Source organism: Paenibacillus sp. GM2FR (assembly GCF_002803325.1).
GTDB lineage: Bacteria > Bacillota > Bacilli > Paenibacillales > Paenibacillaceae > Paenibacillus_AQ > Paenibacillus_AQ lautus.
Map to the genome: position 1 here is coordinate 937,188 of NZ_MKZM01000008.1, position 23,640 is coordinate 960,827.

Consider the following 23,640-nt stretch of genomic DNA (forward strand, 5'->3'; position numbering starts at 1 on the left):
ATGCCGAGAAAGCTCATACTTTAGCCGATGAATCATTTATGGTGTGAAGGAAAGAAATAAAGAAGGTGCTATCAACTCATGGAAAAACCAAAACCAAGAGGATTACTAATTGATCTGGATGGAACGCTGTATCATGGCCGGCATCGAATTGAGGGGGCAGACCTTCTCATCGAGCGGCTGAAGGAATTGCAGATTCCGTTTCTGTATGTAACGAATAATTCATCAAGGACACCCGAACAGGTTGCGGCGCATCTGATGGAGATGGGGATCCCTGCCTTACCGGAGGAAGTATGCACCTCCTCCCTGGCTGCAGCTAAATATATCGCTGAGAAGTCGCCGGGTGCCAAAGTGGCGATGCTCGGAGAAGAGGGGCTCCGTGAAGCGCTTTTGTCTGCAGGTCTGAACATCGTGGAGCAGTCTCCTGACTATGTGATTCAAGGAATCGACCGCTCGTTCCATTACGAGAAGTTAACACGTGCCGTTCGCTGGATTCAGGAGGGAGCCGTGTCGATATTGACCAATCCGGATTTGCAGCTTCCATCGGATACCGGCTTGATGCCCGGTGCAGGTTCGCTGGGTGCTGCGATCGAAGCCGCTTCCGGAGTGAAACCGACGGTCATCGGAAAGCCGTCCTCGATTTTAATGAAGTTTGCTTCGGATCGCCTAGGTTTGGCCCCGGAGGAAACTTATGTAATCGGAGATAATATACGTACGGACATCGCGGCTGGCGCGCATGCAGGCTGTAAGACGGTGCTCGTTATGACCGGAATCACGACCGATCACAATATGGAGGCGCATATGGAAGCCACGGGGGTTACACCGGATTTTATCTGCCGGGATTTGAGCGAAGTGAAAAATCTGCTGTGTTCATAATGATCGAGAGTGTACATAAACTTTTGTGATTGACGAAAGGGAAGATGAATCATGCCGGAACTGCCGGAAATGGAAAATTACCGAAGATTGTTATCACAGAGCATTTTGAATGTGCCAATCACGAATGTCGTCGTGAACCGTGAAAAATCACTAAATGTGACGGTTGAAGATTTTACTTCCGTGCTAAAGGGAAGCAAGGTCATTTTTGTGGAACGTCGAGGCAAGCATCTCATATTCCATCTGCATAACGGAGGCAGATTGCTGCTTCACCTCATGCTGGGCGGCATTTTGTATTTAGGGCATAGGGATGAGGAGCGTCCCTCAAGGTCGACTCAGGTCGAGATCACATTTGGTGATCAGGTGCTGTATTTTATCGGTCTGCGTCTGGGTTACTTGCACTTCCTAACGGCCCGAGAAACGGAAAATGCGCTTAAAGAGCTTGGACCTGAACTTCTGGATCGGCGAATGACCAAAGCGCGCTTTGTCGAACTGATCGGAAAACGGCGGGGCGCTTTAAAAACAACGCTGGTCAATCAGCAGGTTGTCGCCGGAATCGGCAACTGTTACGCGGATGAGATTGCCTTCGATGCCCAAATCCACCCGCTGTCCAAAATTCAGGATCTATCGGAGCAGTCTTTAGAGCAGTTATACGAGAGTACCGTTAAAGTGATGCACGAGGCAACGGATGGCGGCGGATATATGGAAATGCCGTTTCAGGAAGGGGACACCCTGACGGGGGCTTATAACGACGAGTGCAAAGTTTACGATCGCGAAGGAGAGCCCTGTGTTCGCTGCGGCACGCCGATCGTGAAGGCGGAGCATACCTCGCGCAAAGTGTTCTTTTGTCCGAACTGTCAGCATGAAGTCTAAAGTCCGGATTGGAAGCCATGTCAGCACACGCGGCGGATTTCTCGCAGCAGCTCAGCATGCAGCCGGCATCGGTTCACTCGCGTATCAGTATTTCCCGAAAAATCCGCGCAGTCTTCACTTGAAGACGCCGGACGTCCGCAATGCCGCCGCATGCTCAACGTTTTGTCAGGAACAAGGACTCGTTTCGATCGCGCACACACCCTATCCGACGAATATGGCGGTTGGCTTAACCCGGGGAGAAGCGTTTTACCAGTTGACCGTAGATTCCCTAAAGAACGATCTCATGATTGCCGAGGCTTGCGGATCGCTGGGTATCGTGGTTCATTTTGGGCATCTCAAGAGTCAGAATGTCCTTGAAGGATATCAGAATATTATTCGCTGCATGAATGATGTGTTGTCTTCCTGGACGGGCAGGGCCAAGCTGCTGATCGAGAATCAGGCGGGCGACCATGGGTCCATGGGGATGACGCTAGAAGAGAGCGTGAAGGTTAGACAGCTTGCCGATTATCCGGAAAAAATAGGCTTTTGCCTGGATACCTGCCACTTGTTTGCCGCCGGAGGATGGGACATTTCGAATACGGATGAGCTCCTTGCCAGGGGCAAGTCGCTAGCTTATTGGGAATCTACCGTTGCCGTTCATTTGAACGATTCGAAATATGGGGCCGGCTCAAGAAAAGATCGCCACGCCCGCATCGGACAAGGTATGATAGGCACAGAAGCTCTGAAGCGTCTGGTTCTGGCACCGGAACTTGCGGGCAAAGCATTTGTCCTGGAAAGTGAAAAAGGGGCTGACGGCACGCATCGGGAAGACATCGCCAAGGTGCTGTCCTGGTCCTGATTAAGGGAGAGAGTAATATGATTCATCTGTATTTAGACGACTGGCGTCCCAATCCGAAAGGGTTTGCGCTGGCTCGAAACGGGGAAGAGTGTTTGCTGATGCTCCGTGAATGCGAAGTGGACGTTCTGTCGCTTGACTTTGAACTCGGGCATGGCCAAATGAACGGCGGAGACGTGGTTACAGCCATGATCGCAGAAAACCTGCAGGCCAAGGAAATATATTTGCATACCTCAAGTCCGTCAGGCCGAAGAAAAATGTATGAGCTGCTCTATGAGCACATGCCGAAAAGCGTCAAGGTCCACAATGGACCGATGCCCGAATCCGTGCTGCGGGAAGTTGCCCAGGGTGCAAGATGATTGAGGTTACGCAGCGTGAATTGACGGAGAGGCTTGAATGGCACGAGCGTCTGACGAAACGGGATGCGAATGCGGATCCTGTCATCGTATTTTTACATACGCCATTATGCGGCACATGTGCCGCAGCGCGTAAGATGATCGACATCGTGGAACATGTGGTGCCGGATGTACAGCTGCTCGAAGCCGATGTGAACTTTCTTCCGGGCATTGTGGAACGGTATCAAATCCGCAGCGTACCTGCATTGTTGGCCATCCAGTCCAGCCCCCTCGCTGAGCCGGAGGTGCTGTACCGGATGGGTTCCGTGCAGGATATCGTAAGTTTTGTTAGGAGCGTGAAGCCGTGATTTCGCTACAGCATGTGTCGCTCGTCAGAGGGAATCGTCATATTCTGCATGATGTTAGTATTGAGATGAAGCCGGGACAGAACTGGGCTATCTTGGGCAGGAACGGATCAGGCAAAACGACGCTGCTGGAAATGATGACAGGCTATATGTTTCCTTCCAGCGGGCGCGTTGAGGTTCTTGGCCATGTATACGGTCAATGTGACGTTCGGGAGGTCCGCAAATCGATCGGTTATATTAGCCAGTCGTTATTGGAGAAATTGACGCTGAGCGACCCGGTCTGGGAGGTTGTGGCAACAGGAGCTTACGCCTTTCTGCGATTCTACCAGGACATACCGGAAGAGGCCAAAAACCTAGCTTATACCCTGCTGAACGAAATGAATTTCGACCATTTGGCGGAGCAGCCTCTCGGGATATTGTCCCAGGGTGAACGGAAAAAGGTGATGCTGGCACGATCCCTCATGGCCGATCCAAAGATTCTGATTATGGATGAACCGTGCGCCGGTCTGGATTTGTATGAAAGGGAGAAGATGCTGCATGAGATTGACCGGCTGAGGCAGCGTAATATTACGGTCGTGTACGTTACGCATCATATCGAGGAGATTGTCCCTTTATTTACTCATGTGGCGCTTATTAAAGACGGACGGTTGACGGCCGCGGGACGCAAAGAAGAAGTTTTGAACCATGAACTTATCAAACAAACTTATGATATCGACGCTCAGCTGGAATGGGATGGCGGACGTCCCTGGATCAAAGTTATTTCTGGAGGTTAATCCGTTTGGACGAATTAAAAGTTATGCAAGAGCATGAGGAACAGAATGAAAATCGCGGAGATTTCCACAGCAAGTGGGTATGTACGGCAAACCATGGTTTTGCTCCTTACGCCCAAGAAGAGCTGCGGCGGATGTTTGGCAGTGTAAAGAGCACGATGTTGATGCCGGGCGAGGTGTTTTTGGCGACACTCGGCAGTTCCGAAGATGAGGCTAGGCGGCTAATCGCGTCTTCCCCGCCTATATTTCTGCGGCATCTGTTTCCAGTACATCTGGAAATAACAGCTGATACCGCTGTCGAAGCATTGCATGGGGTCGTTGAGCATGTCATGAAGCGGGAGGAGATCGGTCGGAGCCGCGTGTCCATCCAAATCCGCAAGACCGAGAACAGCTCGTGGAAGGATAACCCGGCTGCGCTTCGGGATGAATTGCAGCATCGCTTGGCTGCAATGGAACTTGAATACACGGTCCAGGCACCGGAATGGATTATTTCACTATTCGCTGCTGACGGCGTCTGGTACGTTGGCGTGTCGCGGCCGGAGGACAACCTGTCGGATTGGAACGGAGGCGCCGTCCGCTTTCAACGGGAAGAGGGACAAATCTCAAGAGCCAAATTCAAGCTCCTTGAGGCGGAGAAGCAGTTCGGGATTCCGTTTGATTCCTTCCGCAAGGCTGTCGATATCGGAGCAGCGCCTGGCGGATGGACATCCTTTCTATTGGAGCGCGGCCTGCAAGTTACGGCAGTTGATCCGGCTAAAATGCATCCATCACTGGATGGGCATAAGAACCTTCGTGTCGTCCATAAGAATGCGGCGGACGTGTCGTTTAGAGAGCATGAATTCGATCTGCTGGTATGCGACATGAGCTGGAGCCCCAAACTGATGGCCAGAATGGTGACCGGGCTTCTGTACAGTCTTCAGACGGGCGGCACGGCTGTCATCACGGTAAAGCTGCTGACTAAGAAACCGATGGCGCTGGTGAAAGAAATCATGTCGGTGTTTGAAGCGTCCAGAATGCAGATTCAGGGAGCGAAGCAGCTGTTCCATAATCGGGACGAGATTACGCTATATATGATTAAGTATTAAAAAAGTCTTTACAAGTGAATGTATCATGTTCTATAATGATTCCAAAATTAACCAACGACAACAACAGGGAAAGCATCCCGCTCTTCATCACGATTCAGTGATGTGGCGGAGTGCTTTCCTTTTTTGTTGTGCTTGTAAGTCAGAGGAGAGGGCGTTGACATGAATCAGCCTTGCAGATTGGTACATGGGGAAGTGTTGGGTGAGCGTTACGTGATTGATCGCGTGATTGGTGAAGGGGGGATGAGCTGTGTCTATCTAGCCGAGGATCTGAAGCTGCCCGGGAAGAAATGGGCAGTGAAAGAGAGTTTGTCTGAACCCGGGATGCAGCGCGCTGTTCAGGACGAGGCACAGCTTCTGATTAAACTCAGTCACCCGCGGCTGCCGCGCATTGTCGATTTTTTTCATGCTCAGGCTACCGGATACACCTATTTAGTTATGGATTATATTCAGGGCATGACATTGGAGAAGTACTTCCGGGGATATCGGGGAAATGTAAATCCGGACTTCATTATGGAACTGACCGAGCAATTGCTGGATGTTCTGGAGTATCTCCATAACCACGAACCCCAGGTTATATTCCGAGATTTAAAGCCATCGAATATTATGCTGACCGATCAGCTGGAGGTTAGACTCATCGATTTTGGAATCGCGAGAAGTTATAAACAGGAGAGCGGCGAGGATACGGTCAAGCTAGGCACGGTTGGATTTGCAGCGCCGGAGCAGTATGGAGGTAGGCAAAGTGATGCAAGATCGGACCTGTATGGGCTTGGAGCGCTTCTGCTTTATCTCTCAACCGGCGGCAAATTCAGTGAATGGATAACGGGCGTGGAGCGGCATATTCGTGGCGATTTACCTAGAGAGCTTGTGCCCGTTATCCGAAAGCTGCTGCAGTATGCTCCGGAGCACCGATATCAATCCGCCTTGGACGTTCGTTCAGCGCTTAGCAGGCAGCAGCCGATAACGGCAAATTTATCGGGTGTTCAGTCCAACACGCTGGCCGGGACGCTTGTGGCGGCCGTATTGGGGGCATCGTCCGGTGTAGGAACAACGCACAGCTGCATCGCATTTGGGCATTACTTGGCTTCAAGGTACGGGAAGGTAGCGATCGTAGAGATGAGCGCAAAATCCACCGCTTTTACCCGGATTCAGGAGATTGCCGAGGGAGGGAAGCTGGGGTCTATCCGAAAGTTCGAAATTAACGGGATTCACTTTTGGCGGCAAACAGCCAGAACGGAAGTGATCTCGCTGCTCGGGGGTAGTTACGATGCGGTTGTGTTGGATTTGGGAGCATACCGGGACAGCGAACGGCTTGAGGAGTTCCTTCGGGCCGATCTTCCTATCGTTATCGGATCAGGAGCGGAGTGGCGACAGCATGATGTGGTGACGCTGGCCCGGATGCTGTCAAGACATCCACAGCCGGCCAGGATCTATGCACTGCCTCTTGCAGGCGAAGAAACGGTTCAAGAGATGAGAAGAACGCTAGGGACGAATAAAGTTCATTCATTGCCCCTGCAATTGGACCCTTTTGAAGTGCCGGACAGCAGCCGTGAGGCTTTTGCACAGTTATTTCAGGACTACTTGCCGCCGGCAGAAAGGAAGCGAAGATTCAGGTTTCTAAAGAATTAACTGCATATGAACTGAAGGAGATGAAGCAATGCCGATTATCAGGAGGCGTAGCCGCAAACTGATATTTGCCGGACTTGCCGGCGCAGCTGTGACAGGTGCCGTATGTGCAGGCGCAATGATGTATTATGTGCACGGCTATAAAGAGCAGCAGAGTATGGAGCGTACTAAATACGAGCAGCGAATCACGGAGCTTGAAGAGACGCAGCTTCAGCAGCTCAATTCAATGAAGGTTGCATGGGTTCCGTTAAAAGATATTCCGCCCGGTCATTTCATAGATGCAAAGGATATCAAGGAAGTGCGTTTGCCTGATGACGGTTCTGCCGGGAATCTGTTCTCGGTCAAGGAAGAGATTGCAGGGAAGGGAGCCAAGATCGAGCTGCTGCAGGGAACACCGATAACTCGCTCCATGCTCTTTGAAGAAGAGCCGACGCCGTCCGATCTTCGTCATCGGGAGATGAAGTCCGTATATCTGCCAAGCAATTTACGCCAAGGGGACGTTATCGATGTGAGGGTCCAGTTTCCTACCGGACAGGATTACATCATTTTATCCAAGAAGAAGATCGACAGGCTTCAGCATCCAGCGTTCTGGACAACGTTAAGCGAACAGGAGATTTTATTGCTTTCCAGCGCTTTGGTGGATGCTTATCTGCATGATGCAACGCTCTATGCACTTACCTATGTAGAGCCGGAGCTGCAAGAGAGAGCGATTCCTAACTATCCTCCGAACGCTGAAGTAACGAAGCTGATTACAAGCAACCCGAATATTGTGAAGAAAGCCGAGAAGCATTTGGAGGTTACTCTGCGAAGCACGCTGGAAGAGGATTTAAGCAAGCTTCAGCCGAATCAGCAGCCGAATCAGCAGGCTCAGGTATCCGACATGCATCATAACTCTATCTTTGCTGGCGGTGCAAGGAGTCCGGATTCATGGAGCCCGGCATCCCATATAAGCTCCCAAGCGAAATCTTCGAATACCGCTGACATCCGTCAAGAGGATGAGGCAAGTTCAGAGACTCCTCCGCTCCGCGAAGAGCGGGATTCAGAAGTGGAGCAGATTTTGGGGTCAGCCGGTCCGGCAGATTCCGAGGCGAGCAGTGATAAGGAATCACAAGAAGCGGATTTGATATTCTCAAGTCCTTAGTAAATACAAGGCAAAGCCCGAAGAACAGATGGTAAGTGAAGGAGTGAAATCAAAATGAAGACGTGGATATTTACAGGCATCTGTGATAAGAGCGACATGCTCCTCTACATGTGCAAAATATTAGCTAATGGAGACAACCGGGTACTGCTTGTGGATGGTGCGATGGATGCGAAGTACAAACATTGCATAGGCGTGATACATCCGCAGCTGCCGGTTATGGAGTTTGCCGGATTCGACGTGGCAACCGGATTTGAGAACTATACGTCGCTGATGGACTATCTGGAAGAAACAGAGGAGAAGAAGTATGACTATATCATCATGGACGTGGAGAAGTCGGAATTTCTGGACAAGATGCAGTGGGATACAGCAGATGCCCATGTTTGGGTTAGCGGATTCGAGGTAACAGGACTGCGTAAGAGTACGGTCTTGCTTGATGAACTGAGAGCCGCAAGAACTGATGATCCGATGCCGCCTTTCCATCGGGTATATGTTCAGGTCATTGAAGATTTGATGGATGAAACCTACATTGAAGGCTATCTGGAAGACAGCCGGATTCAGTGGCTGGGTCCGCCCGTAAAAATGCCATGGGATGAATTGTTTTTCGCTTTGAAAATAAAAAATGAACATGCAGGGAGACTGGGCATCAAGCCATTGTCCAGACAGTATAAACGATCGCTTACCGAACTTCTCCGCAGGTTAACGGAAATGGAGCACCGGCATATTCGCCGGGCACTTCGGCAAGCAGGAAGGAGGCATGCATGAGTCTGATTGCTGTATGGAGTCCCTTGATGAGCGGCAGCGGCAGTACGATGTTAGCCTCGAGTTTACCTATCGTATTGGCGTTCGAATATCAGGTCAAAGTGCTGCTCGCCCATGGTGGACATGCTGGGGAACGAGTAGAACAAGCCTTTACCTATAAGCAGGAATCATTAGATTATATGACGGCTTTTCAAGATACCGGAATGGATGCCTTGGAACGGCTTAGTACAAGCGGGAGACTGAACCCGGAGAATGTACGTAATTATACCTTGCCGCTCCTGTCTGATCGGCTCGATCTTTTATGTGGACCGAAACCCATGTCCGCCGATGATATACATGCCGCAAGAAGTGGGGGGGACGGGAAACAGGCTGAACTTATGACCAGAGTTATGGAGTCCTCCAAGCGAAGTTACGACGTCACGATAGCCGATGCAGGCAATGGAGCCCCTGGAGCGGCAGATTGTGCGATACTTCGAGCGGCAGACTTAATCGTGGTTGGATTGAATCAGAATATGCATGTCCTGGAGAGTGAGCTTAACCAGGTGAAGCTGCCCCCTGAAGTGAAGGACAAGGAATGCTTGTACATCGTCGGCAAATATGACCGGGAGAGCCATTGTACACTGCAAAATATCAAGCGCCGATTTGGCATCAAAGCGATGGTACTTGGTGTCCCGTATTGTTCCGGTATGACGGATGCATGGAATATGCGCTCAGTTATGCCCTACATGCAGCGAAGTCGAGGAGGCGCTGACCTCAAACGCATGAGCCCACTATATGATGCTGTTCGTAATCTGGCGGATGCCGCGGCTGAACACCTTGGTCTTCCTTCCGGCGGTTCGAAAGCGGGAGGCCTGCATGCTCTTGGGTAATTCCTTGAATACGATATGGATCATCGTCATGATTTTGTTTGGATTGCTGTTTGTATATCTGCGTTATTTGGATACCCGAAAGCCGGCGGCTACGATTTCACGGAGATCCGACCCATATTCGCTAGAAGCAATGACTGCGTTTGTTAAAGATAGTCTTCATCAGCTGACGCACAGCCAGTTATCTGATTTAGGGCTACACGAGGAGGAGTATCGCCGAAGGCTGAACAAGCGAAGTGAATTGCGAAGTGCTCTCAAGGGCTGCGTATCCGGAGATGTGCTGGATAAAGCCTATGTAAAGGACTTTTTAAAACAGCTGCTGGTCCGAGATCTGGGTTTGAACGAGTCCAACATTCATGCAGCCATTCCGTTCGAAAACCTGACCGAGTTAACAGCCCAGGATCAATTCGAGATCATATTATACCTGTATAAGCAGAGGCATGGGGAGGAGGCTTTATCCGTACTTCTTGAAACCTACGATCTTGCAGGTCCGCGCGTGATACCTGGTTACGGAGAGGGCAGCGTGTATGCGGTTACCGCGGAGGACATCGCATATATCTATGAGTCAGAGCAGCGTCCGCTCTTGTTTCAGCAGAAGCTTGACATCGTCGTCCAGCGCATTTATCAGCAGTACAAAGGCTTTTCCGTTGTGGATGAAATCAGGGATCAACGGATCGACGGGATCAGTGGCGGGGTTAGTGGCATTCCTGTCAACAGTGACAGCAGACAGGATATCTTACACACCCAGGATGAGTTCTTGGGGCTAAGTTTTTCGCATCCCGAATCGCCAGCAACAGGCCGTGAGAGTGTATGGATTTTTTATCGAGGGGTGTCGCTGCATCTAGCTTTTTTATCGTTTGGTTCGATGCTGGAATTGAAGAGGGTATGTCAAAACATATACAAGTACAATCATCCCGGGCAGCTTTCAGAAGCTAGCGGTTATAAAGTGAATGAGATGAAGGATGGCTCCAGGGTCGTTGTGGTCCGGCCACCATTTGCCGAGTCCTGGGCGTTCTTTGTTCGCAAGTTTGATCTGCCCAAGGCTTCGCTTGATCAGTTAATTACGGGAAACGGCTCGGAATTGGTAATCGGTTTGTTGAGGTATTTAATGAAAGGCAGCCGGATTACGGCAATCACCGGTGCTCAGGGTTCCGGAAAAACAACCCTGCTCATGGCGATGGTTGGTCATATTTATGCGTCTTATACCCTTCGGGTTCAGGAGATGGCCTTTGAGCTGCATTTAAGGAAAATCTATAGCCGCAGGAACATTCTCAGCTTCAGGGAAACCGAGCATATTAGTGGGCAGGCCGGTCTGGATCTGCAGAAGAAGACGGACGGTACAGTTAATATTCTTGGTGAGGTTGCCAGCGACGAGGTAGCGTCATGGATGATACAGATGTCCCAAGTGGCAAGTTTGTTTACCGTGTTTACCCATCATGCCAAGACATTCAAAGACCTTGTACAATCCTTGCGCAACTCCCTGCTCAAGAGCGGCGTTTTCAGGCAAGAGCATATTGCTGAGCAGCAGGTGGTCAGCGTGATCAACTTTGATATACATCTAAGGAGAGACGCTTACGGTAACCGTTACATAGAGCGTATTACGGAGTGCATCCCGGTTGAGAAGGGATCCCTGCCACCATTCGAGGGAACTTCAGAAAACAGCTGGAAGAGCAGCGTGGAGCAGTATTTTCAGTTAAGTGCAGAACATATGCGGAGATTGAACGAGGTAAGTTATTTCGAATCCCGCAATGTGATTGAATATCGGGACGGGACCTATATCGCTGCCGCCAAGTTATCCGAATGCAGTGTTCGCGAAATGACGGAGCAGATGCATCCGGAAGATGCCGAAGAATTCAGAATGTTTCTGGCTTCAGGGTGGGGGAATCAAAGTGACCTCTAAAGATGTGTTGATACTGATTTTAATCATATCCCTGGCGCTGTTTTCCATCACGTTCGGTATCGTGTCGTGGATGAGCAGAAGACGAGGGTATCGTGAGGAAACGGCCGTAAAGGTGGGCGCGGGCGAGGTAAGATCACTGCGCGGGATGTACCTGCAATGGTTTCAATTGGCCTATATGTATGGGATGAAGCTCCCGATAATCCAAGCCTATCTTAAACGGATCAGACAGCGAATCACGATCTTGCATCCCTACGACGAAATATCACTCCGGTTTGAAACAGTGAGATTAGCCTTCGCGATTACCGGCACGATCGGTTTTACCGCCATGCTCCTTATATGGAGTCATCCGGACCCGGGGTTTATTGTCATTGTTATTCTCGCAGCAGTGGTTATTAACAATATGCTCGTTGAGATGTTCATTAACCGACTGGAACGAAGAATCCTTATCCAATCGGTTGAATTGTTCTCCTCGGTCCGCCATCACTATCAGCAGCATGGAATGGTAGAGGAAGCTTTGTACGAAGGGGCTGAGACTTCAGGACATGAAATCTCTATGCATGCTCATCGGATCTACAATGCCTTGGTATCAAACGATCCTGATGACGAGCTGGAGAGGTATTATGAGGTAGCGCCGAACCGATATCTTAAAGCGTTTGCGGGCATTTCACATCTTGTCATGGAGTTTGGCGATCACGCGAGAAAACAGGGCTCTATCTATCTGCATGGACTAAGCGGATTGACCAAGGAGATCCAATTGGAAATATTGCGCAGAGACAAGCTGGATTATTTAATGAAGGGCTTGAATGTGATTGCGTTGGCTCCGGTCTTTTTCACCAAACCGATTGAACGCTGGGCCAGAAGCAGTTTTCCGTCGATGGACGAGTTTTATATGAGCAAGCTCGGTTTTATGACCAAGATATCGATTTATGTCATTATTCTCATTTCTTACATCCTGCTTCAGAAGCTTCAGCAAAATCGGGAAACGGACTACCGCGCAGAGGTTCAGAAGATGACCTTGGAAGAAAGGATGTACCGGATTCCTATGATACGCTGGCTTGTGAAGGTGATGGCTCCAACACCTGGTACGGTGAAATATGACAGGCAGGTGCGGCTACTAAAGGAAAGCAACGCGCGAATCAAGTTCGAATGGCTCTATATCAGAAGAATGACGTTCTTTTTCCTGGCTTTGTTCCTGTCGTTATCGCTGGCAATAGGCCTGCATGTGCAGGCTAAACATCATCTGCTGTATGCCCCCGTTTCCTTGACCCCTTCTCTGTTCGGCCAGATGAATGAGATCGAGCGTCGGCAGGCAGAGGAAACGGTTGAGCGCGATCGGCTGCTTATGGAACAATTGCATATGTCGCCGGATGTAACCGATGATCAGGTCAAGCAGATGATTAATGAGACAGAACCTACTCCATTGACCAAGGAACAAGTTGAGATCACAACCGATCGAATTATGACCAAACTGCAGCGCTATGATAGCGAGTATTTGAAATGGTGGGAGTTGCTCCTATCCTTTCTGGCAGGTGTGACTGCATATGCGGCGCCATTATGGCTGCTGCATTTTCACCGGAAAGTACGCAATATGGAAATGCGGCATGAAATTTATCAGTTTCAGACAGTCATATCCATACTGCGCGGAATGGAGCGTATCTCGGTTGAGGCCATCTTAGAATGGTTAAATCGGTTTGCAGTTATTTTTAAGATTCCCATTCAAAAAAGCTTGCTTCATTACGAACATGGCGCACAGTTGGCATTGCTGGAGCTGAAGGAAGACGTCTGGTTTCCTGAATTTCAGCGGCTGGTGGACAAGCTGCTGCTTGCGGTAGATAAAGTACCGATCAAGGATGTTTTTGATGACCTCGATGGAGAAATGGTATTCAGTTTCGAGCAGCGCAAGCAGGAGTATGAAGCGATGATCGACACGAAGGCCGCATGGGGGCGAATGATCGGTTTTACTCCGATGTATGCGCTGATCTTTATGTATCTTGTCATCCCGCTAATCGGCATGAGTTTCTCCCAAATGGAAACGTACTATGAGCACATTCAACGGTTATAACGATACAAGGATTGTCAACGCGGAATTATATCCATAGGTTCAAATAATAAATGAGAGAATGAGGGGGATTTCAATGAATAATGCATCATCCGCTTTAAAGGTTGCGGCAGGTATATTTCTGACCATTGCTTTGATTACCATTGTTGTTATTTTGTTCATTTCGGCGCAGGAGGCAACCAAAACTGCTCAGAACAATTTTTCGGATATTCAGACAGAGCTATCCCAGGCAGCATTTACCGTGTATGACGGAACAACAATCAGCGGTTCTCAGGTGACGAACGCACTGCGCAAATACAAGGACAAGGATCAATTCGGCGTTTTCATAGCAACAGGGAAAAATAAAGCAGGGCAATGGTACGGCAATGTATTGGAGAAGGACGGTTCGATTCTCAATCCGGATTCAAGACAAGGGAATATCGATTTCGTTATGGATGAGAAAAGCCCAGAATACGTCAATCCAAGCGGAAAATTTAAGGCCACCATCGTTAAGGATGATTCCAACGTGATCAGAGGCATCAAATTCGATCAATAGTTCTGAACAGAAAGGTGACTTGCCTTGCGTGAACAAACCATAAGCGCACTTGAATTGGCAGCAGGGGTGGCATTATTTCTTGGCGCTGTCCTGTATGCATTCCATATTCAGACGATGGTGGATGGCGGTATATCAGCCGCTGGCAGAATGACTCAGGAGCAGCATGCTGGTGTGATCACCGTAGAGATGACAAACGAGATCAGGAAGCTGACTTATAAGGGAAGCGAAGTATTATTCACGCTGCGAGAGGTTCAAGCTGGCGGCTTCGATATGTATGTGGATGGTGTAAGATTCCGATCCGGAAGTAATCAGGAGGAGCTGGATCTTTCGGTCATTGATACGAACGCCCGTTATGATGCGGAGTACGTTCGGAGAATCGATGGATTCGTGGAGAGCATCCAGTTTGTTAAAGTGAGGTAACAACAATGTCAAACTCGGTTTCGAAATGGTTTGCTGCCTTTCTGGCGCTTCTTTTGCTGTATTTGGTTCCCGCAGGGGAGATGGCCAGAAGACAGGATGATCTGTCACGGCTCGTTGTTTATCAATCCGTCACCAAATTCGTGGACAGTGTTCGTACGAAGGGGTATATTACCCCGATCATGTACAATGACTTCCTGCAAGAGCTGGCAGCTACCGGGAACATTTACAATGTGGAGATGGAGCATCATCACAAGAAGTACCACCCCGAATATGCCGATCCTTCAGATCCTGGAACATTCCTGAATCGCTACTCCGTCGTATATGATGCTTATTATCAGGAAGATGTTATGGACTATCTATTCCCGGAGTCGAATGTTGATAAAAACGATGACAGTCGCCGATACCGTCTAACGGCCGGTGATCACTTCCAGGTAAATGTCAGTACGTTGAATCGAACGCCCGGACTGATCATGTTCGATGCGCTGACGGGATCAAATTCAGGTGGAAAAGCAGCAATCGCATTCCCTTACGGAGGCTTGGTTCTGAATGAAGATTACTGATCTTGCCATCGTATTTACCGCCGTGTTTTTCCCCATGTTTCTCATCCTGGGCATGCGTGCTGAGAGTCTGGAGGATGTTCGGTACGTAGAGATGAAATACTCGGCTGCTCTGCGCACTGCCGTCCAAGACGGCGGGATGATGCTGAACGAGAATGAGACCCAGGACAAAGAGTCGGCATATGATTCTTTAAAGTTTATGCGTGCGGACAAAGAGCGGGCGCTGGAGTCCTTTTCCCGGACGTTGTACATCAATATGGGGATCGCGGATGATCCGGCTGCGCAGAATGCCCTGTGGTGGTACATACCTGCCATCGTGGTTCTGGATTATGACGGGTATTATATGTATGTTTCGCAAACCTTCACCAACGCGTATGGGGAGGAGCTCATAGAACACAGATGGACACCCAAAATTCCTTATGCCTGGAATGATGGCAGGGGCAACAGCCTCCAGTTTACATTGGATTCCTTCGTACAGGTACATGAATCAGGTGGAGGTTCCTCCCTCTGGCACTCTGGCTTTCGAGAGGATCTGGCCGGCAGGACGGGTGTAGCTTTGCTGGAAGATAAGGATATGTTCGAACAAGTCAGGCGAATCACGATTGTGAATGCCGTTCAAGATCATCTTGCATATTACATACAGCGGCACAACCAAATGGCGCTCCGGAACGGAATATCCTATACGTTCGCGCTTCCGTTGATATCCCAGGAAGAGTGGGTGAATACGATTGATGATATCGGTATGATGGCGTTTATTCAAGGCATTCCCATGGGCGATCAGTATTATAATAATTATGCACTTGGAGGCGGCAGACTCGTTAAAGCCCCGGTCTATTTCGGAGGGGTGGATAGCAGGGGACTCAAATATTATTATCGTGATGTCTGCCAATACAACTATCGCGTGGAAGAAGTGTTTCCGAGGGCCAAGGAGGCAGCGGCCGCCGGTTATCAGGAGAAAAGCTGTTCCAATCCCGGTGTCCCCTAATCCCTGAAAGTTATGGTTTCTGCCGGACTCCATGATGTGATACAATAAACTCTTGACTGTGTATATTTCGCTAAATTAACATGAAATAAGTTCATTTTATACAGACAGGAGTTACTATAGCCATGAGTTTATTGACTGTAGAGAACGTATCGCATAATTTCGGGGAACGTACTCTATTTAAGAATGTATCCTTTCGTTTGTTGGCAGGCGAACACGTTGGTTTGGTTGGAGCAAACGGCGTAGGCAAATCAACACTAATGAATATTTTGACCGGGCAGCTGTTGAAAGACAGCGGCAAGGTGGAGTGGACACCGAAAATCCGGTACGGATACCTGGATCAGCATACCAAGTTGACACCCGGCAAAACGGTTCGCGATGTACTGAAGGATGCCTTCCTGCCCCTGCTGGAGCTGGAAAAGGAAATGTTGGAGATCACCAATAAGATGAGTGATGCTTCTCCTGAAGAGTTGGAGCTGCTGCTCGAGCAAATGGGTGAAATTCAGGAGCAGCTGGATATTGGGGATTTCTACATGTTGGACGTAAAGGTTGAAGAGATGGCGAATGGTCTTGGGTTATCCGTCATTGGCCTGGATCGCGATGTTGCGACGTTAAGCGGGGGACAGCGTACCAAAGTATTGCTTGCGAAGCTTCTTCTGGAGAAGCCGAACGTACTGTTATTGGACGAGCCCACCAACTATCTGGATGTTGAGCATATTGAATGGCTCACTCAATATTTGAAGCAATACCCATATGCTTTCATTTTGATATCCCATGATACGGAATTTATGAACCAGGTGGTGGATGTGATCTATCATTTGGAATTTGCGAAGTTAACTCGCTATACAGCAAACTACGAGAAGTTCCTGGAAATGGCCGATATCAATAAGAACCAGCATATCGATGCTTACGAGAAGCAGCAGGAGTTCATCAAGAAACAGGAAGACTTCATTCAGCGGAACAAGGCCCGTTATTCCACCTCTGGCCGAGCGAAGAGCCGGGAGAAGCAGCTCGATCGTATGGAGCGGATTGACCGCCCGGAGGAAGCGGCTAAACCTGTGTTTAACTTCAAGGAATCCCGTGCCAGCGGTAAAACGGTATTCGAGGGAATAGACTTTGAGATCGGATACGATCGACCATTGCTCCCCAAAATGAATATCCTCATCGAGCGAGGAGAGAAAATTGCCATTGTAGGCTGTAATGGCGTAGGTAAATCAACGCTGCTGAAGACCATATTAGGCAAAATCCCGGCGCTCTCCGGGAAGACGTATCAAGGGGATTTCCTAGTGCCTGCTTATTTTGAGCAGGAAGTACGTCCAGGGAATATTACGCCGATTGATGATGTGTGGAACGAATTTTCACATTTGAACCAGCACGAGGTTCGTGCAGCGCTTGCACGCTGCGGACTCAAAAACGAGCATATTACCCGTCCAATGAAGGCACTGAGTGGCGGGGAGCAAGCCAAGGTCCGTCTGTGTAAACTTCTGATGCGCGAAAGCAACTGGATTCTGTTTGACGAACCGACCAATCACCTTGATGTTGTGGCTAAGGAGGAACTAAGACGTGCGTTGAAAGAATATAAAGGCACGATCCTGCTGGTTTCCCACGAACCTGAGTTTTACGAGGATTGGGTGACCAAGATCTGGAACGTCGAAGATTGGTCCAATCAGAATTCCTGATTATCAGAATCATAATCCTGCTCTCTGCCAGGATATATCAAATCTTAATAAGAATGAGTTTATTAGTTTCATAAGGAGGATGGGCAAATTGCTGCCTGTCCTCCTTTGGTATATCCGGCAAATGGGGCGTACGGAAATGGTTTATGGAGGAAGCGCATTTGTGATATGCTAGAAATAACCTGAAACGAACGGAGGAGATGCGGATGGAAGACATGGACCTATCCATCGGGGCATTATTATATGAAGGGGATTCGCATCCTTAGCCCCATGACCTGTGTAATTCCCTTCTGAAGGGAGTCGTATTAAATGAATTCGGAAAACAACTCAAATCAGGGAGAAGACGTCATACTCTCTCGCGAGAAGTTGGTAGTACGGCGTGGCCAGATTGTGTACCGACCATCCGGAGCCTGGACTCCGGCTGTACACTCTTTGTTGAGACACCTGAGGCAATCAGGGTTTACCTCGATACCGGAAATTATAGGCTCAGGATGTAATGAGAAAGACCAAGAGATGTTAAGTTATATCGAAGGCGAATTTGTTCATCCCGGACCATGGAGCGACGAAGGTATCGTCGAGGTAGGACAATTGTTGCGTCGGCTTCATGACGCTTCGGCTACATTTAATCCGCAACCCGGGATGGTCTGGAAACCGTGGTTCCTGCGGGAACTGGGTGATACCCGGGTGGTATACAGCCATGGTGATATGGCTCCTTGGAACATGGTTACCCGTGATGGGATGCCGATTGCACTAATTGACTGGGAATACGCCGGACCTGTACATCCACTTGTTGAACTAGCCCGCGTATGTTGGCTCTTTCCTCAGCTGCATGATGATGATGTAGCTGAACGGGTTGGTTTGCCAAACGCAGAGGTTCGTGCAAGGCAGCTCCGTCTATTGGTTGACGCATATGGCGTCGATCCAGCTAGTAGGGCTGCCCTCTTTGATTTGATCGTGGAGGTGGTCGTTCGGGAAACGGCAGAGGAAGCGATTGAGCTGCAGGTCACGCCGGAAACGGAAGGCGTTCTGTGGGGATTGGCCTGGAGGGCGCGGAGTGCGGCCTGGATTCTGCGTCATCGCGCTATACTGGAGAAGGCGTTGAATACTAGGTTGTATTAGGTTGAAATAGTTAAACAGCCCATCCTCTTCGTGGGATGGGTATTTTTAATCATGGGTCGTCGTCTAAAAACTTCATGAAGTCTTCTTTTATTTAGAAGATTTGCAGTTATTGATCGGAGGAAAATTCATGTCTGGTTTAAGCGATAACAGGGAGGAAGTAAATCGTACGGTGCCTCTCTTCATGGCCGCCTCGGAGTCCACGGACCGCGGTGTAACAGTTCATATGGAACGAGAGGATCGGTATTCTAGGCAAGAGCGGTTTACGCCATTTGGAAAAGAAGGCCAGCTTCGCCTCCGGGACAGTCACGTGCTTGTTCTTGGAGCTGGTGCGCTGGGAAGCGCCGTAGCGGAAACTTTGGTTCGCGCAGGTGTCGGGCATGTAACTATCGTGGATCGGGATTACGTGGAATGGAGCAATCTGCAGCGTCAGCAGCTGTTTACCGAACAGGACGCGATCGATCGATTGCCGAAGGCCGTAGCAGCGGCCAAGCGGTTATCCGAAATTAATTCAGACGGTATCGTGGATGGTATCGTTATGGATGTACGTGCGCAGGAACTGGCGGTACTCTGTCAAGGCGTTGATTTAATGATGGACGCTACCGATAATTTCGGAACCCGGCTGATCCTGAACGATATCGGATATAAGCATGGAATCCCGTGGATATACGGAGGCTGCGTCGGAAGCTCCGGAATGAGTTACACATTCTTGCCGGGAGAGACGCCATGCTTGAACTGTTTGCTAGGAACGATTCCCTTGGGCGGTGACACCTGCGACATTAACGGAATTCTTCCTCAAGCGGTACAGATGGTCGCTGCTCATCAAACGATGGAAGCGATGAAGCTTTTATCGGGACACCGACATGTTCTTAGAAAAAAGATGCTGTCATTCGACTTATGGCGTAATGAACGGGTGGAGTTTGGCGTAGACCGAGCGAAGCAATCAGACTGCCCCACATGCGGTGAGCATCCGAAATATCCTTATTTGACGGCTGAACTTGCTGATAAAAGCGAAGTGTTGTGCGGTAGGGATACGGTACAGATCAGGCCTGCCAGCCCCATGCAGCTTCAGCTGGATGAAATGGCCGATCGATTGAACAGGCTTCATCAAGGAAAAGCAACCGTAACGCCGTATATGATCATCTATCAGGTGACTCCGCATCGTCTGGTTATATTCCGGGACGGGAGAACCCTGGTACATGGCACATCGGATATCGCTAAGGCCAGGTCGCTGTATAATCAATACGTTGGTGGTTAATCTGCGACAACTTGCGTTACTAATCTATATATCCGTCAGTTACAAAAGGAGGAGTCGCAAAAGACTCCTCCTTTTGATGTATAAGCCGGATTATTGCACGATCAATTGAAAACCGTTCTGAATGAAAAACCGATCCGGATGAGCGATATTTTGCGTTGTCAGATTGTTAAATGTTGCCGACCCATTGCCCGTATAGGTGTAAATCGCCGCACCAGGATGAGGATTCGAGAATCTTGAGGATGTAATCCCGTCAAGCCCTGTACCGTCAATATGGATGTTGTTAAATACGATGTTCTGAAAGCCGCCACCATAACCAAGCTGAACGGCACTGCGCTGGGTGTTCAAGATATCGATGTTGGTAAACGTGACATTGCGAATCGCATCATTCGATGCTTCCAGATCGATCGCGCCGCGCTCGCCATCGTACAGGTCTTTACTGGTTCCACTCCCCATGATCGTTGTATCGGAGAACAGAATGCCGGTATTGTTTTGGAAATGGTACCCCGGGAACACGGTATTCATTCGAATACCAGATCCGCCTACGGTGTCAACAATCAGGTTGTGAGTAGCCTTATGACCACTTCCCCCAAAGAATGCAATGGCTGCCGCACGCCAATTATTTTCGATGGTATTATACGAGAAGGTGTTGTTAACGCCCGCAGGTGCGCCATTGACGTTACTCGTCCATACGGCGAGACCATCGTCTCCGTTATTTCGAATGCTGCTGTTACGAACAGTTGAATGGCTGGTTCCTTGGGCAAAATTGACCCCATCCGCCAGATTATTGCGGATCCGGCTGTTTTCAATGATTAGACCCTCCGCGATAATGGCTGGGGTATGCGCATAATCGCCTACCCAGAAGCCGCACTCAAAATGCTCGACCCACACATTGTGTATTTTGGAGTTGGTGCCGAAATTATCCATAAATCCCTTGTAGATTGCATTTTGATTATAACGTGACCGCAGATTTGAGTTGAGGTAGATATGGCTGAAGTCAAGCTGGCCCGTGATCCGAAGTGAAATCCCGCCAGAAGCGGCGTTCGGGTTGGTAAATTGAATGTTTGTATGCCAGATGCCTGCGCCCATAATCTTGATGTCATCCATCATATTCCCAACCGAACCGATCTTCCACATGTTGCCCAGATGGAATGTCCCTTCAGGAATGTATAAGGTTTTGCCGGTTGAAGCGGCAGCCTGCACAGCAGCTTCAAACGCCGGTAGGTCATCTTGGCCATCGTTTGGCGCTGCACCGAAATCCGTTACGGATACCGAGTTGGCCGGGCGGGCGATAGCCGTCGGTACCGGCTCGATTTCGATAAAATCAACGCCATATTCCAGGTTATCGGCATTGGACTTTTGAATCCGAATTTTGTCTCCCGGCTGGAGCGGCGTATCCATCTTCCAGTGTACTTCATCGAACCGGAAGAGAGGGCGTCCTCCCCCAGGCTCATCTGCAGGATGATCGCTGGAGAAATACTGCCAGCTGTAGTAGGAAGTCAATGGAACGGTTTTTTTCTTTGTGCCATTTACATACACGTCGAGTGAGCCAGTCAATCCCATGCCGTCGGGTGAGTCCGGCATCGTATAACGCATGGTTACGCCGGCCCCGCCTTCACCTGGCCGAACCGTCCATTCCAGATTGGACCCGTTGGAAGGAAGTGCTACATAACGTTGGCCGGATGCTTCCGATGCTGTGAGCGCTTGATCGAAAGTCGGTGCCGTCTTCAGCAGAGCCCCGCCGCTGCGTAATGCATCATCCGTATCGTATCGGGTATATGGCATGCTGGCGCCACGGGAGGAATATACCGTGAGATTGGCCTGGCTGACGTTGTTCTCCCGTTTGACGGGTACTTCGTTTGCATCGGGTGCCACGGTGGTTGTTAACGTGTAGCTGCCATTTTCCGCTGTCCATGTGCCCGGAATATGGACAGCGGCGGAGGAACCTGCAGCAAGCGCGCCATCATAACCACCGGTGAAGGTTTGAATCGTTGAACCGGCGGGATTTTTCAGAGCGACGGAAATCGCGTGGGATCCGCTTGCCGTGGCTTTGTTGCCATGGTTCTTAAGATTAACGGTAAAGGCTACTGCATTCCCTGCGACAGGAGTGGCGGGTGACCATTGCACGGTTCCTATCAAATCAGAGCTTTCAACGCTACCAATAACCAGAGGGGTTGTATGCGAATAGCTGTTGTTTTCGTTATTCTGTTCCATGATTTCATTATCCTCATCGACCTTCGCACTGACGGAATAGGATCCAGCCGCTTTGGTTCCGGCTTGTAATGTTACCGTGGTGGATGCTCCTGCCGCAAGCGGACCTACCGGGGAGGAGCCTGCTTTAGCGCCATTCAGGTAAAAATTGACCGTCGTAGCCCCAGCTTCCACGTTCCCAATGTTTTTAACTGTAGTACTCAGTGTAATGTCATCGTTTTCAATCGGAGAAGAAGGAGTCCAGGACATATCCGTAATGGTCAGGTCCGGATTCTCGCCGGCTGTGCCGTACACTTCGAATTCCGCAATCTGCCCGGCCGGTGCGCCGGAATTGGACGTTATGTTCAATTGTAGGCGTTTAACGGTTGCCGTTACGGGAATCGTCACAAAGTTGCCGGACGCGGGATTGAACGCATATGACTGTGGCGATACCAAATTACTGAAATTCGTTGTGCTCTGGTCATGCCCGAGCACTTGTATGGTTTGGGTGCGCGAACTCCACGCCTGAGACGGATTGAGCTTCAGTACGATGGTGGTGATATCGTGATCGGTTCCCAAGTCGAGCGTCAGGGTGCTTGGATTGCTTCCGCCTTCCCAGTAGGTTTGGATGTCGTTGTCGTTAGCATGGGTTGCTGCATACGTGAAGGTGCTTGAGGAGGCTGTAATCGGTTTGCCGCTCGCGATGTTGTTACCCGTCGGAGGTGTTGGCGGGGAGACCGATGGTCCATAAATTTCAAACTCCGACAGCTGTGCTGCCGGCCAAGTCGTATTGCTGGTTACGGTCAGGCGAACATATCGCGTGCTTGCTTCGTCAAAATGGATAGTCACCGAGTTTCCTGCTGTAGACGGGTTGAATTCATAGTCGGCCGAGTCCACCATATTTGAGAATGTGGAACCGTTCGAGCTGCCCTGCACGGTTAGCGTTTGTGTCCGTGACTCCCAGGTGGCAGGAAGTTTAAGGACGATCCGGTTGATGCTGGTGTCAGCACCGAGATCGACTTGAATCCACTGCGGGAATGCATGATTCGTGCTTTCCCAGTATGAGCCCTGATTGCCATCGTTAACGTTAGCCGGCCCATAGGTTTGGGATTGACCACTTGCTGTTACAGCTTTGCCAAGCGAGAGGTTGGTTTCGCCTGCGGCTGAAACCGGTGCGGGCGGCCCTGCAGCCGTGCATACGATAGAAATCAGCATAGCCATGACAAGAGGCCATACCACGAGTTTGTTGCGCATGTTATTTTCCTCCTCCAAAGTGTGTTCACACCATACTTTCCTTTCCGATTGAACAAGCGGAATTTTGAAGATATCCCCCTTTCCTAATCCTTTATCCCATTATAAAAATAGCGTCGCATCGGAGATAAGATGTAATTCTACGGAAATCGTATGTGATCCCAGCATCTTTTCGAG

Annotated in this window: 21 protein-coding genes; 20 read left to right on the plus strand and 1 reads right to left on the minus strand. The window is 49.7% G+C overall.

Annotated features, from left to right (window positions below; genetic code table 11):
* Positions 1–78: 78 nt before the first annotated feature.
* The 20 genes from PAEVO_RS04540 (at position 79) to PAEVO_RS04635 (ending at position 20,025) form a co-directional block, all read left to right on the plus strand.
* Entirely contained in the window at positions 79–873 is a 795-nt protein-coding gene (locus PAEVO_RS04540) for a TIGR01457 family HAD-type hydrolase (protein WP_100536463.1), read from the plus strand.
* Between the two features lie 51 nt (positions 874–924).
* Entirely contained in the window at positions 925–1,743 is an 819-nt protein-coding gene (gene mutM / locus PAEVO_RS04545) for a DNA-formamidopyrimidine glycosylase (protein ID WP_100536464.1), read from the plus strand.
* Positions 1,733–2,581, plus strand: coding sequence for a deoxyribonuclease IV (locus tag PAEVO_RS04550; RefSeq protein WP_100536465.1), 849 nt, complete (start codon positions 1,733–1,735; stop codon positions 2,579–2,581). Before mutM ends, PAEVO_RS04550 begins: the two co-directional genes overlap by 11 nt.
* Positions 2,582–2,598: 17 nt before the next feature.
* Complete coding sequence (locus PAEVO_RS04555; RefSeq protein WP_100536466.1) at positions 2,599–2,937, plus strand: cyclic-phosphate processing receiver domain-containing protein; 339 nt, start codon at positions 2,599–2,601, stop codon at positions 2,935–2,937.
* A complete protein-coding gene (locus tag PAEVO_RS04560; protein WP_100536467.1) occupies positions 2,934–3,281 on the plus strand; it encodes a thioredoxin family protein in 348 nt (115 codons plus the stop codon). Before PAEVO_RS04555 ends, PAEVO_RS04560 begins: the two co-directional genes overlap by 4 nt.
* Positions 3,278–4,051 (plus strand): ABC transporter ATP-binding protein, encoded by a 774-nt coding sequence (locus tag PAEVO_RS04565; RefSeq protein ID WP_100536468.1) that lies wholly within the window; start codon positions 3,278–3,280, stop codon positions 4,049–4,051. Before PAEVO_RS04560 ends, PAEVO_RS04565 begins: the two co-directional genes overlap by 4 nt.
* 5 nt (positions 4,052–4,056) lie before the next feature.
* Entirely contained in the window at positions 4,057–5,133 is a 1,077-nt protein-coding gene (locus PAEVO_RS04570) for an SAM-dependent methyltransferase (protein WP_100536469.1), read from the plus strand.
* Between the two features lie 159 nt (positions 5,134–5,292).
* Positions 5,293–6,759 carry a serine/threonine protein kinase gene (locus PAEVO_RS04575; RefSeq protein WP_100536470.1) on the plus strand — a complete coding sequence of 489 codons (1,467 nt, stop codon included), beginning with the start codon at positions 5,293–5,295 and terminating at the stop codon, positions 6,757–6,759.
* Positions 6,760–6,787: 28 nt separating this feature from the next.
* Positions 6,788–7,897, plus strand: coding sequence for an SAF domain-containing protein (locus PAEVO_RS04580; protein ID WP_100536471.1), 1,110 nt, complete (start codon positions 6,788–6,790; stop codon positions 7,895–7,897).
* Between the two features lie 54 nt (positions 7,898–7,951).
* On the plus strand, positions 7,952–8,659 hold the full coding sequence (locus PAEVO_RS04585; protein WP_100536472.1) for a hypothetical protein: 708 nt from the start codon (positions 7,952–7,954) through the stop codon (positions 8,657–8,659).
* Positions 8,656–9,525, plus strand: a complete 870-nt coding sequence (locus tag PAEVO_RS04590) for a CpaE/TadZ family protein (protein WP_100536473.1) — start codon at positions 8,656–8,658, stop codon at positions 9,523–9,525. The genes PAEVO_RS04585 and PAEVO_RS04590 overlap by 4 nt, the downstream gene beginning before the upstream one ends.
* Positions 9,512–11,422, plus strand: coding sequence for an ATPase, T2SS/T4P/T4SS family (locus PAEVO_RS04595; protein WP_100536474.1), 1,911 nt, complete (start codon positions 9,512–9,514; stop codon positions 11,420–11,422). The genes PAEVO_RS04590 and PAEVO_RS04595 overlap by 14 nt, the downstream gene beginning before the upstream one ends.
* Complete coding sequence (locus PAEVO_RS04600) at positions 11,412–13,484, plus strand: hypothetical protein (RefSeq protein WP_100536475.1); 2,073 nt, start codon at positions 11,412–11,414, stop codon at positions 13,482–13,484. Before PAEVO_RS04595 ends, PAEVO_RS04600 begins: the two co-directional genes overlap by 11 nt.
* 73 nt (positions 13,485–13,557) lie before the next feature.
* Positions 13,558–14,016, plus strand: coding sequence for an ABC transporter permease (locus PAEVO_RS04605; protein ID WP_100536476.1), 459 nt, complete (start codon positions 13,558–13,560; stop codon positions 14,014–14,016).
* Between the two features lie 24 nt (positions 14,017–14,040).
* Positions 14,041–14,436 carry a hypothetical protein gene (locus PAEVO_RS04610; RefSeq protein ID WP_243390625.1) on the plus strand — a complete coding sequence of 132 codons (396 nt, stop codon included), beginning with the start codon at positions 14,041–14,043 and terminating at the stop codon, positions 14,434–14,436.
* A gap of 5 nt (positions 14,437–14,441) precedes the next feature.
* Positions 14,442–14,996 carry a hypothetical protein gene (locus PAEVO_RS04615; RefSeq protein ID WP_100536477.1) on the plus strand — a complete coding sequence of 185 codons (555 nt, stop codon included), beginning with the start codon at positions 14,442–14,444 and terminating at the stop codon, positions 14,994–14,996.
* A complete protein-coding gene (locus PAEVO_RS04620) occupies positions 14,983–15,978 on the plus strand; it encodes a hypothetical protein (protein ID WP_100536478.1) in 996 nt (331 codons plus the stop codon). Before PAEVO_RS04615 ends, PAEVO_RS04620 begins: the two co-directional genes overlap by 14 nt.
* A gap of 122 nt (positions 15,979–16,100) precedes the next feature.
* Entirely contained in the window at positions 16,101–17,654 is a 1,554-nt protein-coding gene (locus PAEVO_RS04625; protein ID WP_100536479.1) for an ABC-F family ATP-binding cassette domain-containing protein, read from the plus strand.
* A 510-nt stretch (positions 17,655–18,164) separates the two neighbouring features.
* Complete coding sequence (locus PAEVO_RS04630) at positions 18,165–18,770, plus strand: phosphotransferase (RefSeq protein ID WP_243390626.1); 606 nt, start codon at positions 18,165–18,167, stop codon at positions 18,768–18,770.
* Between the two features lie 181 nt (positions 18,771–18,951).
* Entirely contained in the window at positions 18,952–20,025 is a 1,074-nt protein-coding gene (locus PAEVO_RS04635) for a ThiF family adenylyltransferase (RefSeq protein ID WP_279300463.1), read from the plus strand.
* Between the two features lie 90 nt (positions 20,026–20,115).
* Here PAEVO_RS04635 and PAEVO_RS04640 read toward each other — a convergent pair whose 3' ends face one another.
* Complete coding sequence (locus PAEVO_RS04640) at positions 20,116–23,466, minus strand: discoidin domain-containing protein (RefSeq protein ID WP_100536482.1); 3,351 nt, start codon at positions 23,464–23,466, stop codon at positions 20,116–20,118.
* Positions 23,467–23,640 lie beyond the last annotated feature (174 nt).

Bases quoted from the DNA above. Each gene is read 5' to 3' on its own strand.
- PAEVO_RS04595 (WP_100536474.1), top strand. From the start codon at position 9,512: ATGCTCTTGGGTAATTCCTTGAATACGATATGGATCATCGTCATGATT.
- PAEVO_RS04590 (WP_100536473.1), top strand. From the start codon at position 8,656: ATGAGTCTGATTGCTGTATGGAGTCCCTTGATGAGCGGCAGCGGCAGT.
- PAEVO_RS04630 (WP_243390626.1), top strand. From the start codon at position 18,165: ATGTTAAGTTATATCGAAGGCGAATTTGTTCATCCCGGACCATGGAGC.
- PAEVO_RS04560 (WP_100536467.1), top strand. From the start codon at position 2,934: ATGATTGAGGTTACGCAGCGTGAATTGACGGAGAGGCTTGAATGGCAC.
- PAEVO_RS04620 (WP_100536478.1), top strand. From the start codon at position 14,983: ATGAAGATTACTGATCTTGCCATCGTATTTACCGCCGTGTTTTTCCCC.
- PAEVO_RS04635 (WP_279300463.1), top strand. From the start codon at position 18,952: ATGGCCGCCTCGGAGTCCACGGACCGCGGTGTAACAGTTCATATGGAA.
- PAEVO_RS04555 (WP_100536466.1), top strand. From the start codon at position 2,599: ATGATTCATCTGTATTTAGACGACTGGCGTCCCAATCCGAAAGGGTTT.
- PAEVO_RS04580 (WP_100536471.1), top strand. From the start codon at position 6,788: ATGCCGATTATCAGGAGGCGTAGCCGCAAACTGATATTTGCCGGACTT.
- PAEVO_RS04550 (WP_100536465.1), top strand. From the start codon at position 1,733: ATGAAGTCTAAAGTCCGGATTGGAAGCCATGTCAGCACACGCGGCGGA.
- PAEVO_RS04575 (WP_100536470.1), top strand. From the start codon at position 5,293: ATGAATCAGCCTTGCAGATTGGTACATGGGGAAGTGTTGGGTGAGCGT.
- PAEVO_RS04625 (WP_100536479.1), top strand. From the start codon at position 16,101: ATGAGTTTATTGACTGTAGAGAACGTATCGCATAATTTCGGGGAACGT.
- PAEVO_RS04540 (WP_100536463.1), top strand. From the start codon at position 79: ATGGAAAAACCAAAACCAAGAGGATTACTAATTGATCTGGATGGAACG.
- PAEVO_RS04605 (WP_100536476.1), top strand. From the start codon at position 13,558: ATGAATAATGCATCATCCGCTTTAAAGGTTGCGGCAGGTATATTTCTG.
- PAEVO_RS04615 (WP_100536477.1), top strand. From the start codon at position 14,442: ATGTCAAACTCGGTTTCGAAATGGTTTGCTGCCTTTCTGGCGCTTCTT.
- PAEVO_RS04585 (WP_100536472.1), top strand. From the start codon at position 7,952: ATGAAGACGTGGATATTTACAGGCATCTGTGATAAGAGCGACATGCTC.
- PAEVO_RS04640 (WP_100536482.1), bottom strand. From the start codon at position 23,466: ATGCGCAACAAACTCGTGGTATGGCCTCTTGTCATGGCTATGCTGATT.
- mutM (WP_100536464.1), top strand. From the start codon at position 925: ATGCCGGAACTGCCGGAAATGGAAAATTACCGAAGATTGTTATCACAG.